This is a genomic window from Algoriphagus sp. SE2 (assembly GCF_039563885.1).
Taxonomy (GTDB): Bacteria; Bacteroidota; Bacteroidia; order Cytophagales; family Cyclobacteriaceae; genus Algoriphagus.
The window spans coordinates 45,284-63,090 of the sequence record NZ_JBCLWJ010000008.1; the positions used below are offsets into that span (position 1 = coordinate 45,284).

15 protein-coding genes are annotated in these 17,807 nt (G+C 34.4%); 11 read left to right on the forward strand and 4 right to left on the reverse strand.

The window, feature by feature from the left end; translation table 11 throughout:
- The first annotated feature begins 66 nt into the window (after positions 1–66).
- The 3 genes from AAGF08_RS11225 (at position 67) to AAGF08_RS11235 (ending at position 4,176) form a co-directional block, all read left to right on the forward strand.
- On the forward strand, positions 67–2,103 hold the full coding sequence (locus tag AAGF08_RS11225) for a M3 family metallopeptidase (RefSeq protein ID WP_343511258.1): 2,037 nt from the start codon (positions 67–69) through the stop codon (positions 2,101–2,103).
- A 62-nt stretch (positions 2,104–2,165) separates the two neighbouring features.
- Positions 2,166–3,260 (forward strand): AI-2E family transporter, encoded by a 1,095-nt coding sequence (locus tag AAGF08_RS11230; protein WP_343511259.1) that lies wholly within the window; start codon positions 2,166–2,168, stop codon positions 3,258–3,260.
- The gene (locus tag AAGF08_RS11235) at positions 3,223–4,176 is read left to right on the forward strand and encodes a tetratricopeptide repeat protein (protein WP_343511260.1); all 954 of its coding nucleotides are present in this window, start codon (positions 3,223–3,225) and stop codon (positions 4,174–4,176) included. The genes AAGF08_RS11230 and AAGF08_RS11235 overlap by 38 nt, the downstream gene beginning before the upstream one ends.
- Here AAGF08_RS11235 and AAGF08_RS11240 read toward each other — a convergent pair.
- From AAGF08_RS11240 to AAGF08_RS11250, 3 genes are all read right to left on the reverse strand, one after another.
- Positions 4,164–6,737 carry an ATP-binding protein gene (locus AAGF08_RS11240; RefSeq protein ID WP_343511261.1) on the reverse strand — a complete coding sequence of 858 codons (2,574 nt, stop codon included), beginning with the start codon at positions 6,735–6,737 and terminating at the stop codon, positions 4,164–4,166. The genes AAGF08_RS11235 and AAGF08_RS11240 overlap by 13 nt on opposite strands.
- A gap of 285 nt (positions 6,738–7,022) precedes the next feature.
- The gene (locus tag AAGF08_RS11245; protein WP_343511262.1) at positions 7,023–9,284 is read right to left on the reverse strand and encodes an aconitate hydratase; all 2,262 of its coding nucleotides are present in this window, start codon (positions 9,282–9,284) and stop codon (positions 7,023–7,025) included.
- Between the two features lie 141 nt (positions 9,285–9,425).
- Positions 9,426–10,733, reverse strand: coding sequence for a TIGR00366 family protein (locus AAGF08_RS11250; RefSeq protein WP_343511263.1), 1,308 nt, complete (start codon positions 10,731–10,733; stop codon positions 9,426–9,428).
- 347 nt (positions 10,734–11,080) lie between these two features.
- On the opposite strand from AAGF08_RS11250, the gene AAGF08_RS11255 reads away from it, so the two are divergent.
- The 3 genes from AAGF08_RS11255 to AAGF08_RS11265 all read left to right on the forward strand — a co-directional run bounded on the left by AAGF08_RS11255 (position 11,081) and on the right by AAGF08_RS11265 (position 12,411).
- Positions 11,081–11,560, forward strand: a complete 480-nt coding sequence (locus AAGF08_RS11255) for a histidine kinase N-terminal 7TM domain-containing protein (RefSeq protein ID WP_343511378.1) — start codon at positions 11,081–11,083, stop codon at positions 11,558–11,560.
- 11 nt (positions 11,561–11,571) lie between these two features.
- Positions 11,572–12,147 (forward strand): hypothetical protein, encoded by a 576-nt coding sequence (locus AAGF08_RS11260; RefSeq protein WP_343511264.1) that lies wholly within the window; start codon positions 11,572–11,574, stop codon positions 12,145–12,147.
- Between the two features lie 123 nt (positions 12,148–12,270).
- The gene (locus AAGF08_RS11265) at positions 12,271–12,411 is read left to right on the forward strand and encodes a hypothetical protein (protein ID WP_343511265.1); all 141 of its coding nucleotides are present in this window, start codon (positions 12,271–12,273) and stop codon (positions 12,409–12,411) included.
- 131 nt (positions 12,412–12,542) lie between these two features.
- Here the strand turns inward: AAGF08_RS11265 and AAGF08_RS11270 are convergent, their stop codons facing one another.
- Positions 12,543–13,559 (reverse strand): acyl-CoA reductase, encoded by a 1,017-nt coding sequence (locus tag AAGF08_RS11270; protein ID WP_343511266.1) that lies wholly within the window; start codon positions 13,557–13,559, stop codon positions 12,543–12,545.
- A 138-nt stretch (positions 13,560–13,697) separates the two neighbouring features.
- On the opposite strand from AAGF08_RS11270, the gene AAGF08_RS11275 reads away from it, so the two are divergent.
- From AAGF08_RS11275 to cas6, 5 genes are all read left to right on the forward strand, one after another.
- Positions 13,698–14,045 carry a 4Fe-4S binding protein gene (locus AAGF08_RS11275; RefSeq protein WP_343511267.1) on the forward strand — a complete coding sequence of 116 codons (348 nt, stop codon included), beginning with the start codon at positions 13,698–13,700 and terminating at the stop codon, positions 14,043–14,045.
- 169 nt (positions 14,046–14,214) lie between these two features.
- Positions 14,215–14,535, forward strand: a complete 321-nt coding sequence (locus AAGF08_RS11280) for a DUF3276 family protein (RefSeq protein WP_343511268.1) — start codon at positions 14,215–14,217, stop codon at positions 14,533–14,535.
- A gap of 79 nt (positions 14,536–14,614) precedes the next feature.
- On the forward strand, positions 14,615–15,700 hold the full coding sequence (locus AAGF08_RS11285; protein ID WP_343511269.1) for an AI-2E family transporter: 1,086 nt from the start codon (positions 14,615–14,617) through the stop codon (positions 15,698–15,700).
- 7 nt (positions 15,701–15,707) lie between these two features.
- Positions 15,708–16,805 (forward strand): redox-regulated ATPase YchF, encoded by a 1,098-nt coding sequence (gene ychF / locus AAGF08_RS11290; RefSeq protein WP_343511270.1) that lies wholly within the window; start codon positions 15,708–15,710, stop codon positions 16,803–16,805.
- A 94-nt stretch (positions 16,806–16,899) separates the two neighbouring features.
- A complete protein-coding gene (gene cas6, locus AAGF08_RS11295; protein ID WP_343511271.1) occupies positions 16,900–17,799 on the forward strand; it encodes a CRISPR-associated endoribonuclease Cas6 in 900 nt (299 codons plus the stop codon).
- Positions 17,800–17,807: the final 8 nt, after the last annotated feature.

The following is a 17,807-nucleotide window of genomic DNA, read 5'->3' on the forward strand; positions in this document are numbered from 1 at the left end:
GAAATCTATTTCCGAATTCATGACTTGTAAGTATCGTATAAAACACTACAATTAGTTTCTTATTATATGCAAAACCCACTATTAGCAAAATTTACCACTCCATTTAATACCGCACCATTCCCAAGAATTAAAACAGAGGATTATCTTCCTGCAATAAAGGCCGCGATCGAAGAGGCGAAAATTGAAATCGAAGATATTAAAAAACAAAAAGAATCAACATTTGAGAATACCTTAGAGGCTCTCGACCGATCAGGTAATAAACTTAATATCATTAGCTCTATCTTCTTTAATCTTAATTCGGCTGAAACAAGCCCTGAATTACAAAAGTTAGCCAGAGAAATATCTCCTCTACTAACTAAACATTCTAATGATATTCTTTTAGATCCTATATTATTTCAAAAAGTTGAGTCTGTCTTCGAAAAAAAAGACAATCTTTCTTTAACTCCAGAACAGAGGACTTTACTAGAAAAAACCTATAAATCCTTTGTCAGAAATGGAGCAAAATTAGATTCGGAAAAAGGAGATACACTTAGAGAAATTGATCAGGAATTAGCTCAGCTGAGTCTTAAATTTGGTGAGAATGTTTTAGAGGAGACGAATAAATTTGTCCATTTTGAATCTGATGAAGATGCAATCGAAGGGCTGCCAGAGGGTATTAAAGAAGCTGCAGCCCAAATTGCTGAAGAAAAAGGGCAACCAGGGAAGTGGGCTTTTACATTGAATTATCCAAGTTATATCCCTGCTTTAACTTATGCTAAAAACAGAGAATTAAGAAAGCTCCTTTTTATTGCATATAATACAAAGTGCGCTAAAGGAGATGAATTGGATAATCAGCAAATAATCAAAGACATACTTAAATTACGAGAAAAGCGAGCTCAACTCTTAGGTTATAAAAATCACGCGGAATTCATTCTTGAAGAGCGTATGGCAAAAAGCCCAAAAGAAGTTACAAAATTTTTAGAATCCCTTTTAATTAAAGCTAAACCAAAAGCCCAAAAAGATTTAGATGAATTAACCTCCTTTGCTAAGGAAACTGACGGGATTCAAGAGTTAAAAAAATGGGATTTTGCCTATTATTCTGAATTATTGAAAAAAGAAAAATATGCAATAGATGATGAATTACTTAGACCATATTTTCAATTAGAAAAAGTCATATCCGGAGTATTTAAAACAGCAAATAAATTATTCGGATTAGAATTTGTCAAGAACCCAGAAATCCCAGTGTATCATCCTGATGTGCAAGCTTACGAAGTTAAGGATGAAGCCGGGAAGCATATTGCTGTTTTTTACGCTGATTTTTTCCCAAGATCTGGAAAAAGAAATGGGGCTTGGATGACAAGTTATAAAGGTCAAAACATACAAAATGGAATTAATAATCGACCACATGTTTCGATAGTATGTAACTTCACTAAGCCTACAAAAACAAAACCAAGCCTTCTGACTTTTAATGAAGTCACTACCCTTTTCCATGAGTTTGGACATGCGCTTCATGGAATGCTTGCAAATACCACCTATGAATCTTTATCTGGGACAAGTGTTTACTGGGATTTTGTAGAACTTCCTTCACAGATTTTTGAAAACTGGTGTTATGAAAAAGAATGCTTGGATTTTTTTGCTGACCATTATGAAACGGGTGAAAAGATTCCCTCAGAATTAATAGATAAACTCAAAAAAGCTGCGAACTTTTTACAGGGATACCAGACATTAAGACAAATTAGTTTTGGACTACTGGATATTGAATTTCATAGCCATAAAGCTTCAGAAATTAAAGATATTTCAAGTTTTGAGAAGCAGGTCATGAAAGAGACCGATTTGCTACCCGAAGTTCCTGGCACTTTAATGTCAACCTCATTTTCACATATTTTCCAAGGCGGATATTCAGCTGGTTACTATAGTTATAAATGGGCAGAAGTGTTGGACGCCGATGCTTTTGAGCTTTTTTCAGAGAAAGGAGTCTTTGATAAAGAAACTGCTATTTCCTTTCAAAAAAACATTTTGTCTGCTGGTGGAAGCGAACACCCTACGATATTATACAAAAGGTTTAGAGGAAGAGAACCTAAGCAAGATGCACTTCTTAAAAGAGCGGGCCTTATTGAATCTTAAGAATATCTAATTGATTAAAAAACTTCTATATATTCATACAATCGAGTCCAAACAAGAATAATATGGCAAACAATAATTTTACGGCTCCCTCCTATCTCAAAGCACTTTCTGTTTTGATTTTCATTATCGTTTTGGTGTTTTTCCTAATCGTCGGTAAAAGTCTTTTAGTACCATTATTTATGGGAGGATTTTTTGCAGTTTTATTCACCCCACTCAGTAATTGGCTTGAAAAAAACAAGGTTCCCCGAACTTTATCCTCCATCATTTCTTTGCTTATTAATATTGCACTGGTCGTGGGATTATTGTCCTTTATAATCACAACGGTCTCAAATTTCACACAGGATTTTGATAATGTTTCGGGGAAATTAACTTCATACGCGAAACAAATTGATGATTGGACTTATCAAAATTTTGGTATTGACGAGAATCTAGAAGAAAAGGCCAGTGACGACTATATTAAAACTTTACTACAAGAGCACGGTGCTAATATTACCGGGTTTGCCCTGAGAACAGTTGGTTCTCTTTCAGGGTCAATCCTGATTCCGGTTTTTATGTTTTTCTTTCTTTTATATAGAGATCATTTGACAGAAGTAATGATTCGTATTTACAGAGATAAAGACCCGCAATTGGTCAGAATGCGAATCACAAGTCTTAGAAAATTACTTCAAAACTATATTATAGGTGTTTTAAAGGTAATGGGTATCCTTGCCGTTCTTAACGTGATAGCATTTTCAGCTCTTGGGATTAAGCATGCAATATTCTTCGGATTAATAGCAGCTTTCTTAAATATTATTCCATATGTAGGTCCTTTCATAGGCGCATTAATGCCTATGGTATATTCTTTCCTAACCAAAGACAGTCTATTTTACCCATTAGGAGTTTTGGCTGCTTATCAACTTATTCAACTAATTGAAGGAAATATTCTTACTCCAAAAATTGTTGGTGGAAATGTAAACTTGAATCCTTTTATTACTTTTTTGGGTTTATTAGTAGGAGGATCAATTTGGGGAGTAGCAGGGATGATTTTGATAATTCCTACTTTAGCAATTCTTAGAGAAATATTTGAATTAAGTGACCATACAAGTCCTTTTGCCCTTTTATTGGGAGAAGAAGAAACTTATGATAAAACTGACAAACAAGAACCTGATAGCGATTAGAAATATTGCTTTTCTATCCTTTCTTTCCATTATTTCTTGCGATTCAATTGAAGATAAAAAAGGCAGATTTCTTTTAAAAGGAAATGAAAAAATGGATGAGAATGATTCGAAATCTGCCATTTCTTTCTACGAAGAAGCCATTAAGCTAGATAGCTCATATTTTGATGCTTATTATAATAAAGCAATGGCACATCTTAAGGTCAATCAATTAGATGAAGCTATTCATTCTTTAGATGATGCTATTAAAGTCAAACCCGATGATTTTGAAAGTTATTTTCAAAGAGGCCTAGCCTTTTTGGATAATGGAGAATTTTATAAATCCAGAGAAGACGCCTTGAAACTCAAAAAGCTTAATGATCAATCTTGGAAATCTTATTTTTTATCCGGTCTTGTTGAGGAAAAATTAAAAAATTATCCGGAAGCTTTAAGTTCATTCGAAAAAGCTGTAAGCCTAGATCCAAAAAACTCAGATCTTTTAGTTAACCAGGCAACATTACTTTATTATTTAAAGCAGCCTGAGACTGCATTGCAAATCTTAGAAAAAGCCGAAATAGTCAACCCAACTGAGCCAAACTTACACAATCTAAGGTCCATGATTTATTTTGATGCTAAATTATACCCGGAAGCTTTAGAAGCAGTGGAAAAAGCAATAGCATTAGATAAGGGACAGGCTTATTTCTATAACAACAAGGGTCTTTACTTAATGTATTTGGGAAAAATGGAGGATGGCTTAGAACTAATTAATCAAAGCTTAAAAATGGATTCAAAGAACCCTTATGCACTCAGAAATAAAGGGATTTATTATGTTTTCAAAGGAGATAAAGTAACTGCATTACAGTTTTTAAATGATTTAAGTGAAAATTATCCAGATATGGATTTAGTCCAAGAATATCTTCAAAAAGCTCAGGCGCTATAACTTTCACCTAAAACCATTTCATTTATTTTCTTAAGTAACTCAGTAGCATCGATCGGCTTAGCGACAAACCCATCAAAACCACATTCATCAATTTTATCCATAATCTCCAATTTGGAGGCAGCCGTTAACGCTATTATTGGAATATCAGAAAACGATTTTATTGCCACAGTTGCATCAAACCCATCCATTACCGGCATTTGAATATCCATTAAAACGCAGTCATATTTCTTTTTTTCAACTGCTTTTACTGCCTCTTGCCCATTGTAAACCCTCTCAAAGGAAAATCCCCACTTCTTTATGATTTTACCAAGGACTAGGGCGTTAACATCATTATCTTCTGCCATTAATAAATTTAATGTACTGGATCCTAAAAAATCTTCTTTTTTAGGAGAATTTAAGGATAATTGCTCTTCAGCAAGGTCAAACTCTAGATCAAAATAAAAACGACTCCCCTTTCCAACTTCTGATTCTAATTGAATAGTTCCTCCCATTAAATTCAAAAGCTTACGGGTGATTGAGAGCCCCAATCCAGTTCCCCCATATTTTGTACTAAAAGATGGTTTGACTTGGTCAAAATCATTAAAAATCATCTCTTGATTTGCCTTGTCAATACCAATCCCGGTGTCTTTTATCTCAAAATAAACTTTAACTTTATTGTCCTTAAAATCTTTCAATAAAACAGTTAAATCAACATCTCCTGCTTTCGTAAATTTAAGTGCGTTAGTTATCAAATTATTTAAGATTTGTGATAACCTTGTTTTATCCCCCTTCAGCCAAATATCCAACCCCTTAGATATCTTAAGCTCTAAGTTGTTTTCACTATCTCTAGCGTGAAAAGACAAACCTTTAATAATCTGGTTAACTAGAATTTGAATATTAAATGGATTTTTCTCAATTTTTAATTTCCCTGCTTCGATCTTTTGAAAATCGAGTAAATCATTGATCATAATGATCAAATTATCAACAGCAAAATTAATTGTATTCAACTCGTTTTTTTGTGCTTCGCTTGGCTGCTCTTGAAGAAGGGAATATGTGGAGCCGGAGATAGCATTTAAAGGCGTCCTTAACTCATGGCTAATCATGGATAGGAAATCTGACTTAATCTGATTTGCTTTTTCAGCAGTTTTTCTTGCCTCGTCCAGCTTAGCCTCAAACTCCTTTTGGTTACTTATATCGGTCAAATACCCATACCAAACCATTTCTCCACTTGTCAATACTTGTGGTCTAGCTGCACCGAGAATCCATCGGTATTTATTTTCATCAGCATCTGCTTTTACCCGAAATTGACATTGCCAAGGCTCTTGTGTTCTGGCAGAAGTCACTGCACTCATTATTACTTTTGGAATATCTGATGAGTGAATTCTAGAAATAGCATCAGAAATATCCTCAAAATCATTAATTTCTTCCGGGTTTATTCCTAAAACGTTTTCGATTCCTTGAGATAAAAATGAAAATTTAATTTTCCCATCTCCTCCTAATACCATTTGATAAAGACCTCCGGGTACTTGATCCGTCAAATTTTTCAAAAATTCGGTGCTTTCCTCAAGATTTTTCTGAAGGTTCACCTTTTCTGATATATTTCTAAATGTCAGACTAATTAACCCTTGATCTTCTATTGAAATAAATTTAGAAGCTATTTCCAATGTCAGTTGGTTTCCTTGAGCATTTAACAACAAAGATGAAAACCGTTGAATATTGGCATCTTTCTCTCCATAATAAATCCAGTCTTTCCAAATATCGGAATCATCAAAAAGAACTCCCAACTCACTTAAATGCTTAAATTCCTTTTCCTTATCTAAACCGAATAAGTTTAAAACTTCCGAATTCGCCAAAAATATTTTACCATCAGCGTAAACGATCATACATGGCTCTGCCGATTCAATTAAAAGTTTTTCAAGTATTTTGCTTCTTGACTTTTCTAAAATTTCATGACCAATGATAAAAAAACGATCATTTACAAACTGGACTGAACATTCAATCTCTTTAGGGATCCCATCTTTTGAAATTATACTTGTCTCAAAAAAAACATTTTGACTTTTCCCAATATTATTTTCCCATATTGACTTTATATTCTCTAAATCTGCCTCAGGGATCAAGTTACAGATACTTTTATTTAATAAATCACCAGCCTCATACCCCAAAATACTTGTCACAGCATCATTAATAAATGTTAGCTTATCACGTCTGCCAATCACAAAAATATCTTTAGAAGAACTTAAAAATTGCTGAGATTCCTTTGTAGTAGGAAAATGAGCATTTATTATTTCCTTACCCTTGTGAAAAAGGAAATAGTTGGATCCATTCTCATCAGGTGATTCTATTTTAAAGCTGTAATCTTTTCCATCATGGGAAAGAATCAAATCCTCTTTGTATAAATAAGCACTTGTATCAAAGCCCAAACCCGCCAACGTTTTTTCATTCAAGGAATCACCAATCTGAGACTGAAATGCCTGATTAGAGAAGAAAATACTATTTGGGAAAGTACCATCTGCAAGGAATACCATTTCCGAAGACTCAGATATGATTTTTTTGAAGGTGCTGTTAATACCTTTTTCTTGCATTGTAAAATTAATTGAATGTATGATATCTTATTACGTTTTAAGGCGAGGTAAAAACCTAAACAGCAAACATACATTGAATTGTATTTCATAACAAATATTTTGAATTATAAATACAGATTATTGTATAAAAAAATCAATTATTAGTAAACTTTAAATCAGTATTGAGTATGAATGGGCTAATTTCTCTTCAAATAAAATATTCAATGTTTTCCAAAATTAGTGACTAATTCAAAAAAAAAGCCAGAACTGAGTAATGTTCCGGCTTTGAAATATAGTGTTTTAGACTTATGCTTTGGCTTTTATCAAGTTGAGCGCAGATCCTGCTTTAAACCACTCGATCTGTCCCTGATTATACGTATGATTAACAGTAATAGTATCAGAAGAACCATCGGCATGATTCAATACCACTTGCAGAGGCTTCCCTGGAGCAAATTCTGTCAGCCCAATGATATCTATGGAATCATCTTCTTGTACCAAATCGTAATCAGAAGGATTATCAAAAGTTAAAGCTAGCATACCTTGCTTTTTCAAATTTGTTTCGTGAATTCTAGCAAAAGATTTCACAAGTATAGCTCGAACCCCAAGAAATCTTGGCTCCATAGCAGCATGCTCTCTTGAAGATCCTTCTCCATAATTCTCATCTCCAACCACTATAGATCCTATTCCATTTGCCTTATAATCTCTTTGGGTAGCCGGAACTTCTCCGTAAGCACCATTTAATTGATTTTTTACTGAGTTAGTTTTATCATTAAATGCATTTATTGCACCAATAAGCATATTGTTAGAAATATTATCTAAATGGCCTCTATATCTAAGCCATGGACCTGCCATAGATATGTGGTCTGTAGTACATTTCCCTTTTGCTTTGATAAGAAGCTTCAATCCTTTCAAATCAGTTCCTTCCCAAGGAGTGAAAGACTCTAAAAGTTGAAGTCTATCTGAAGTAGGAGAAACTACAACACTTACTTTAGATCCGTCCTCAGCAGGAGCTTGATAACCCGCATCTTCTACCGCAAATCCTTTTGTTGGTAACTCAAGTCCTCTTGGCTCATCCAACATCACTTCTTTACCTTCCTCATTTATTAAACTATCAGCAAGTGGGTTAAATGTCAAATCACCTGCAATCGCTAATGCAGTTACAATTTCAGGGGAAGCAACAAAAGCATGTGTATTTGGATTTCCGTCAGCTCGCTTAGCAAAGTTCCTGTTAAAGGAAGTTATAATTGAGTTTTTTTCTTGCTTTTCAGCTCCATGACGAGCCCATTGTCCAATACATGGCCCACAAGCATTCGCCAATACAACGCCGCCCATTTTACCGAATGTATCTAAGAAACCATCCCGATCAACAGTAAATCTAACCTGTTCAGAACCTGGAGTAATTGTGTATTCTGATTTTGCTTTCAACTTTTTATCAACAGCTTGCTGAGCAAGAGAAGCAGCCCTAGAAATATCTTCGTAGGAAGAGTTTGTACAAGATCCAATCAAACCAACCTCTAACTTTGCTGGCCAACCATTTTCTTTAACAGCAGCTGCAAATTTAGAAATTGGCCAAGCCAAATCAGGTGTAAAAGGACCATTGACATGAGGTTCTAATTCAGAAAGGTTGATTTCGATCACTTGATCAAAATACTTTTCAGGATTAGCATATACTTCATCATCACCTGTCAAATGAGTAGCAATACCATTTGCTAACTCAGCAATATCGGCTCTACCTGTGCCTTGAAGGTAAGCTGCAGATTTTTCATCATATCCGAAAATAGAGGTTGTTGCACCAATTTCAGCACCCATATTACATATGGTTCCTTTTCCTGTTGCTGAAAGAGATCTGGCTCCCTCACCAAAATATTCTACTATAGCGCCCGTTCCACCTTTAACAGTAAGGATACCAGCAACTTTAAGTATCACGTCTTTTGCAGAAGTCCAACCAGACATTTTACCAGTTAATTTGACTCCTATTAATTTCGGAAATTTAAGTTCCCATGGAAGACCAGCCATTACATCACATGCATCAGCTCCTCCAACACCAATGGCAACCATCCCCAAACCACCTGCATTGGGGGTATGAGAATCTGTTCCAATCATCATTCCTCCAGGAAACGCATAATTTTCCAAAACAACTTGGTGGATAATCCCTGCTCCTGGTTTCCAGAATCCAATCCCATATTTATTAGATACGGATGCTAAAAAGTCATAAACTTCTTTGTTTTTGTCTTTAGCTTTTGTCAAATCCTTATCAGCACCGATTTCGGCCTGTATCAAGTGATCACAGTGAACTGTAGAAGGAACAGCTACTTGGCTCTTACCCGCTTGCATAAATTGAAGGAGTGCCATTTGAGCGGTTGCATCTTGCATGGCAACTCTATCAGGCTGAAAATCAACATAAGATGCTCCTCTCTCATAAGCCTTAGAGGTCAATCCCTCACTAAGGTGAGCATATAGAATCTTTTCAGTCAAAGTTAGCGGACGACCCACAGCTTTTCTAGCTGCCTCGATTCTTTCTGGGTATCGATCGTACACTTCTTTGATCATTTGAATATCAAAAGCCATTGTATAGAAATTTATGTTGAATAAAAGGTTCTGTTTTTACGAGAGCAAATATAGAAATATACCCCAATATTCGGTAGCTACATATAATCTCTAATAAGGGGTTTATCCTAATTTTAAACCATTTTAAATACTTATTAAGGTTTAAAGGAAAAAATAGATTGCTATAGTTAAGTAAACCATTCCCGATAAACATAGGATCAAACAGTATTTAAACATACTTTTTGGTTTAACACCAGTAATAGCTAATAGTGGTAATGCCCAAAATGGTTGGAGTAAGTTTGTAATTTGATCTCCATATGAAAAAGCCATGATTATCCGTTCAAACGGTACTTGTAAAGCTTTTCCCGCTTCCATCAAAACTGGTCCCTGAACAGCCCATTGTCCTCCACCTGAGGGAATTAAAGTATTCATAACAGCAGCTGAAAAAAACGAAATTACGGGGATTGTTTCTTGATCAGAAAATAAAACTAATCGATTAGAAAACTCTACCAAAAGGCCTGATTGTGTCATTAATCCTAAAATCCCAGCATAAAAAGGAAACTGAATAAATATATCTACAGAGGTTTTTAGTCCGGAGGTAACCGCTTTTGTAAACTTGGAGAATGATCTATAAACCAATAGTGTTAAGCCAAAAAGCGCAAAATTCACAAAATTCAAGTCAATGGTTGAATTTTCTAGGATAGTTTCTGAAAAAAAATTGACTCCTAAAATTAAAAGTATTGCAAAACCAATAATTCCTCCAAGTTTAATAGAATTGGTTCTGTTTATAGGTTTGAAGGAATCTGGATCTATTTTCTGATTTGGCCATGAAATATATTTTTCACAAAAACCCAAAACTAGAAGAAAAACAACAACCAACCCCCCAGTTATACAAAGGTTGGAAAAGCTGAAAATAGTCAGTTCTACAGGGATAACTCCAACTTTTCCAGCTAAAAAATTAGTGGACTCTGCCGCTAGTAATGGCGCAGATCCTGATACCCCCCCATGCCAAACTGCCATACCAAGATAACCAGCAGAAGCTATTAATGGATAGTTTACACGTTCTCCTTTTTCTTGAAGCGCTTCCGAAACAAATCTCGCTAACAAGGCTCCTATTATTAATCCAAATCCCCAATTCAAAAGCCCTGCAAACATAGTAATAGTACCTGTACTCAGTATAGCTTGCAAATTAGTTGTTGGGATTTGGGAAACCTTCTTTAAAAAATCATGTACAGGTTGAAAAATAGCCAATGCATATCCAAAAACTAAAATCATCATCATTTGAAGCGTAAAACCTAGCAAGCCAAAAAAACCTAATTGCCAATAATTTATTGAGGTATTTAATCTCTCCAGAATGGTATCTCCAGAATCTTTTGATAGGACTATCACCAAAAAAAAAGAAAAAATTGTGATCCAAATGACAAGTTCAAATGGAGTTGGAAAAGAAAGTTTTTTCTTGTTTTTAATCAATTTGATAGATGCTCCTTTTTAAGATTAGATTTTAAACTTAATATTATTCTTTAATTACTAGTTAATACTCAATACCAAAAAATTCCTTAGCGGAAATCCTTTGATGGAATTAATATTAAACCCTTTCTCTATTACCCTTTTAATTTCAAGCCTATTAGTTGGCGGATTTTCTACTTTTATTGCTCTAGAAATTAAGGATTCCACCCGATGGATTGCACTAACAAAGTTATCAGCCTCCATCTGGGGATTTTTTATGGCTTAGAACTATCCAGGATTTCAAAGGAATTAATGCTTTTTTTATCAATTTTGAATACATAGGCATTTTATTGACACCTGTTTTTTAGCTTATTTTTACTTTTAGATATACTGGCATTGAACCCAATAACTCAAAATTATTTTTTTCTTCAATCTTTCTCATCCCACTTATTTCCTACCTCATTCTTTTAACGAATGACCTTCACCATTTCCATTATGCTGAAACAAGTATTCTTAATTCTGGGTCATTTCCATTTATAAAAATTAAAATCGGCCCCTGGTATTTAGTAAATGTCATTTACTCATATGCTTTGTTTTCAACCGGGCTCCTGATACTTTGGAAAAGATTTCGGTTTGCAAATCCTCATTATAAGATGCAGACTAAATTGATTTTACTTGCTGGGACACTACCAATTCTTTTAAACTTCCTATATCAAACAGGAACCATTCGAGTCTTTACCGAAATAGATTTAACCCCATTTGCATTTTTATTTACCTATTTGATTCTTGCCTATGCAATCATCAAGTTCAACTTATTCAATATCAAGCCATTACAAGAGGAGTCCTTGTAATTGATAACAAAATGAATATTATCGACTTTAATGTTGCAATTCAAAATTTCTTTGAGGATCCAGATTCTATCAAAACAGCAAATAACTTAGATAATATTTTGATGGATTTCCCTGCGATATTGAATTTAATAAAATCAAAAAATCATGATACAATCGAGGTAAAGGATGGATCAAATGATATTAAAAAAATAATCAGAATTGAATCCATACCACTTTTTGAGAGAAACTCTGTTTTTATTGGAACAGTCTTGCTATTTGAAGACATCACCAAACAAGTACTAACGAATGAAACTCTCCAAAATCAGGCACTTGAGCTGAAACAATTAAACGACTTGAAAGACAAGTATTTTAGTATAATTTCCCATGACTTGAAAGGTCCTATTTTAGGTGTCAAAGAGCTCATCCACTTAACTCAAAGCGGGTTGATTTCACAGGAAGAGTTTATGGAAATGATGCCGGAAATTTCGAAGAACATGAAAAATGTAGCCATCTTTTTAGAAAATTTATTGGCTTGGACCAGTTCACAGATTAAAGGAGAATTCATTCAGTTAACAAGCTTTGATATTGTTCCTTTAATGATCCATTAAAAAATCTTTTAGATAGAATTGCCAAAGGAAAAGAAATAGAAATCAAAGTGGATAATTCGAAGGAATTATGGGTTTATGCAGATAAAAACATGATCAAATTAGTTCTAAGAAATCTGCTGAATAATGGCAAAGAGTGAAATCAACTTTTATGCAAAGGAGGAAAAAGAGTATATCGATATCTTTGTAGAAGATAATGGAGTTGGAATATCAGAGGAAAATCTTCAAAAATTAAAAGACGGAATCTCTTTCACAACAAAAGGATAACTTAACGAGACTGGAACAGGACTGGGCCTTATTTTAGTCAGTGAATAGGAAGAGAAAAATAAGGGGTTTTTAGAAGTAAATTCTGTACTTAATCAGGTAACAACATTCTGTGTTCGGCTCCCAAAAGCTTTTTAATTTAATTCAATTAAAAATTTTAAGGTATCCACTTCGTCTGCGTATTCCCAAGGTTCAGGGTTTTGAGCATATCCAAACGGGATAGCTCCTGGCCAAAAATTTGGGTTTGAAACAATACATTGGATTTTGCTTTTATTGGATTCAAGATTGTTTTTAAGGTCTTCTTTTGAATCATAAATTTCGTAATACAACACAGAAATTGGAGATACTAGATCCTGAGATTCCTTCAACAGCAAGAATCCATTATCTAAATGCTTCTCATTATTGACCAGGTAGATAGATTTATTATAATCGTAGTTATTACGATATTTGTGATGATTGCCCACAGCGGAATAAATTTCCAATGCACCTAACAAATCTTGCAATTGGTCCGCGGATTTAACATAAACTTTAGAAACATTTCTGCAACCCAATCCGAAATATCTAAAAATATCTAAACCTAAAGATACGAGATCTTCAATATCTTCATCCCCTGAAAGAATGGCTACAGAGGTTCTATTTTGTCTTATAATGCTTGGATATTTTCCAAAATAATAATTAAAGTATCTAGAAGAATTGTCACTTCCCGTTGCGATATAGGCATCTTTTCCCTTGAGCATTTCTTCTACTTGGATCAAAGGCTCAAATAGGGGTTCGATTTCAACTAATTTATCAAATATCCAATTCATCAATATAGAATCAGAAGAACTCAATTTGACATTCGCTTTATTTCCACTAATCAATACTGTTAAAAAGTCATGAAATCCCACAAGAGGAATATTCCCTGCCATAAGAATTCCAACAGACTTTATAATTGATCTTTTAGGAATTTCATAAGAACTCAACCACTTGTTCAATTTATTTTCTTGAAGCATATAGGCTACCCCTGCGAATGCGGATGTAATTGATTCTTCGGTAAACCAGTTATTTTCATTTTGAGCACGCCAAAAAAGTTCTTCCTTCGTTTCATTATCCATTTCTCGGATACTTTCACCTAATTTGACAAATGCAGCTATTCTTTGGGATAAATCCATATTTTAATTTTAAAGGTGCAAAATTACCGATTTTAGTAGGAAGGATCAGAAAAGAATTCATTTAAATTCTTAGCCTTATCAATTTTTTATTGCCTCTTCCCTTTAGGCTTATTACTTTTGAATTTAAATTACTGAGTTATGGCAATTATGATTACCGACGAATGCATCAATTGTGGTGCATGTGAGCCTGAATGTCCAAACACTGCTATTTATGAAGGTGGAGTAGAATGGACTTGGGGAGGAGGGACTACTTTGAAAGAGGTTACTCTTGAAGATGGTACAGTAGTAGACGCAAATGAAAAGCAGGAACCTGTATCAGATGAATTTTATTACATAGTCACTGCTAAATGCACTGAATGTAATGGCTTCCATGAAGAACCTCAATGTGCTGCTGTATGTCCAGTTGATTGTTGCGTAGATGATCCAGATCATCCAGAAACAGAAGAAGAATTATTAGCCAAAAAGGCATTCATGCACGGAGAATAAAAAATACAACACTAGAGAATTATTAATTTTTGCTCTGATTTCTAACTCATTAAGCAGCTTATTTAGATTTTTTTCCAAAAAATTGCAAATTTGCTTTGAATTCTAGCATTGAATTACCTTATCTTAGGTTGTATTTTATCCTTATCATTTAATTAATAACTAGAGAACAGTGGAAGATCAAAGAGGTTACGACAGGGAAGAAATCTTTTCGAAAAAAGTGAAGGCTGGAAAGAGAACCTACTTTTTCGATATCAAATCAACCCGAGCTAACGATTATTATCTAACAATTACAGAAAGTAAAAGAAGAGTTAATGGTGATTCTTTTACCTACGAGAAACATAAGATTTTCCTTTATAAGGAAGATTTTTTCAAATTTGTTGAAGCTTTAAATGAATCAGTAGATCACGTGAAAAATGAGCTATTACCAGATGTTGATTTTGATCAATATGAGCAAGAAGAAGAGTCTTCAAATGAATTAAAATGGGAATAACATCTGATCTTGAAATTTTTTTCAAAATCAGAAATAGTATATTAGAGGAGGCAGAAATGCCTCCTTTTATTTTATGAACATGCAGCGCTTTTTTATTTATATAGTCCTTTTCATTATATGCTTCCTTTTGTTTGGATGGTATTTTTCAAATATCACCTTATACCTTATTATTTCTTTAATTATTGCTGCACTTCTGCGGCCTATGACAAATCATTTAAATGATTTTCACTTGCTTGGACAGCATATCCCCCGCTGGCTGGCTATTATTATTTCTTATTCTTCTATCGTAATCATTTTAGTCCTTCTAAGCTTTTTATTCTTCCCATTGATAAATAACCAAATTATCATTTTGAGCGGGTTAGATTTAGAAACAATTTACCAAGAGATAAATGCTCCGATCTCAAAAATAGAAAGCTTCCTATTCCGCTATCAATTACTCGATAATCAACCAGGGTATTTATTTGACGAATTAAAATCCCAATTGATCCAAGCTATAACAAGTATAGATTTAGGAGCTTTTATTTCTAATGTTCTTAATACGACTAGTAGCCTGTTTATTGGTCTCTTAGCTATTTTGTTTATATCCTTTTTTTTACTCCTCGAAAATGGACTCTTACGTAGAAATCTCCTCCATTTAATACCTAACCCTTATTTTGAATTGTCTGTAGCTACTTTTACAAAAGTTGAGAAATTACTTTCAAATTACCTTTCCGGACTTCTCCTTCAAATGTTAGCAATCTTTTCATTAGCAAGTTTTGGTTTAACAATTGTCGGTGTGGACTACGCTTTGACTATTGCGCTATTTGCAGCTGTTGCTAATCTTATCCCATATGCTGGACCAATTTTGGGAGCAACTTTTGGGATAATTGTAGGCATATCCACTGGAAACTTTACCGAAGATCAAGGTTTAAACTATTTATTATTGAAGATTTTGTCTGTTTTTGGTGCAGTTCAGGTTGTTGATAATATTTTCTTACAGCCAATGATATTTTCTAAATCTGTAAAAGCGCATCCCCTTGAAATTTTTGTTGTTATCTTTGCCGGGGCAAAAATCGCCGGAGTCGTAGGAATGATCTTTGCAATACCGGTTTATACTATTTTTAGAGTCTCCATTATGGAATTCTACCAAGGGTATAAATCCTATAGAATCTTTAAAATAAAATAACGAATTAATGGCCTTACAGTGTGGCATCGTAGGACTTCCAAACGTTGGAAAATCCACTTTATTTAATGCTCTTTCCAGCGCAAAAGCAGAAGCAGCGAATTTTCCTTTCTGTACAATCGAACCAAATGTTGGAGTAGTTACTGTCCCTGATAACAGACTTCAAATTCTGGAAAAACTTGTAAATCCCCACCGGGTACTCCCAACTGTCATTGAGTTTGTGGATATCGCTGGTTTGGTCAAAGGAGCTAGCAAAGGAGAGGGGTTAGGAAATAAGTTTCTTGCAAATATTCGGGAAGTTGACGCAGTTATTCACGTAATCAGGTGTTTCGAAGATGAAAACATTGTTCATGTAGCAGGAAGTGTCGATCCAATTTTTGACAAAGAAGTGATTGATACCGAATTGCAATTAAAGGATTTAGAATCCATCGAAAAGAAGGTACAAAAGACTGAAAAAATTGCTAAATCAGGAGATGCAAAAGCAAAAAAGGAATTAGAAACCTTAATTCTTTTCAAGGATGCCCTAACCTCCGGCAAAAATGCTCGTTCAGTAGAAGTAGAGAAAGAAGACCTCGAAGCTGTTAAGGATCTGCACTTGCTAACAATAAAACCTGTGTTGTACGTTGCTAACGTCGATGAAGGTAGCATTTTGGAAGGAAATAAATATGTTGATCAGCTTAGAGAGAATGTAAAGGAAGAAAATGCTGAGGTTATTGTTTTATGTGCGGCTATTGAATCTCAAATTGCAGAATTTGAAGATTTTGAAGAAAAAGAACTGTTTTTGGGTGAATATGGTTTAAATGAAAGCGGTTTAAATAGACTAATTAATGCTGCATATTCGTTATTAGATCTAATTACATATTTTACCGCAGGTGTTCAGGAAGTTAGAGCTTGGACGATCAAAAAAGGCTGGAAAGCACCACAAGCAGCAGGTGTTATTCATACCGATTTTGAAAGAGGTTTTATAAAAGCCGAAGTAATTAAACTACCGGATTATCAACAATTTAAAACAGAAGCTGGTTGCAGAGAAAATGGAAAAATATCCATTGAAGGCAAAGAGTATGTGGTTAAAGATGGAGATATCATGCATTTTAGATTCAATGTTTAACATTTTCTTGAAAAAAGTTGTAATTTTGCAACTTAAACACCCTAATAGTAAATATTTTAATTTATCTATTGTCTCAATTTATTTTTAAATCACCGTGAGAGTTAGACTTATATTTTCCCTAAAAAACAAAGGCAGTTATTTGCCTTTCCATCACCAGTATATCCTTGCTCAGTTCTTGAAAGGATTAATCGTAAAAGGTGGACGTGAAGAATTTTACAATTACAACTTCTTTAATTTTTCTGGACTAAAAGGCCAGACTAAAGTAAGTAGAAGTGGTTTGCACTATTATTCCAGTCTTGTCACATTAGTTCTATCTTCACAAAGTGAAGACTTCATGGACTATTTATTGGAGCAAGTTTTCGCGACCCCAAAAGTTGAACTTGGTAATCTTATTCTAGTTCCTGAGTACACAGAGATTGAAGTAGAGCCAATCTTAGAAACGTCAAACAAGTTTGTTTGTATTTCACCTTTGGTATTGATAATTCCTGCATTTAATGAAGAAGCAGGCAAAAGATTTATCAGTCCCGATAGTGACGAATTCTCTGATCTCCTTTATGAGTCCACCTTGACCCGTATGGAAAGGTCTGGATGGTATACTCCGGAGCAAATGGAATCTTTCTTCAAGTTTCAAGTTGTTCCTGACATGGTTTATGTCAATAAATTAAAAGAACAGCAGAAGAAGTTTGCTCGAATTTATGCTGTTTATGACATGGACGTAAAATATGAGGTACGTGGATATACATTGCCATTTACTTTATATGCAGCTCCGGAAGTTCAAGATTTTGTTTTCAAGTGTGGTCTTGGAGCATTTACTCATAAAGGTTTCGGTATGCTAGACCTAGCAACGCATCCTCCGGGCGCCAGAACAAAAACATATAAATTCAAGAGAGAAGGCTTCGTTCCCTATAAGCCAAATGAGCGCGTTAGACAAAACGTAGCTCCTGCAGATGCAGAGGAAGATAAAAGTTCGGAATCTGAAACTAAAGAAGATTAAAATTAACC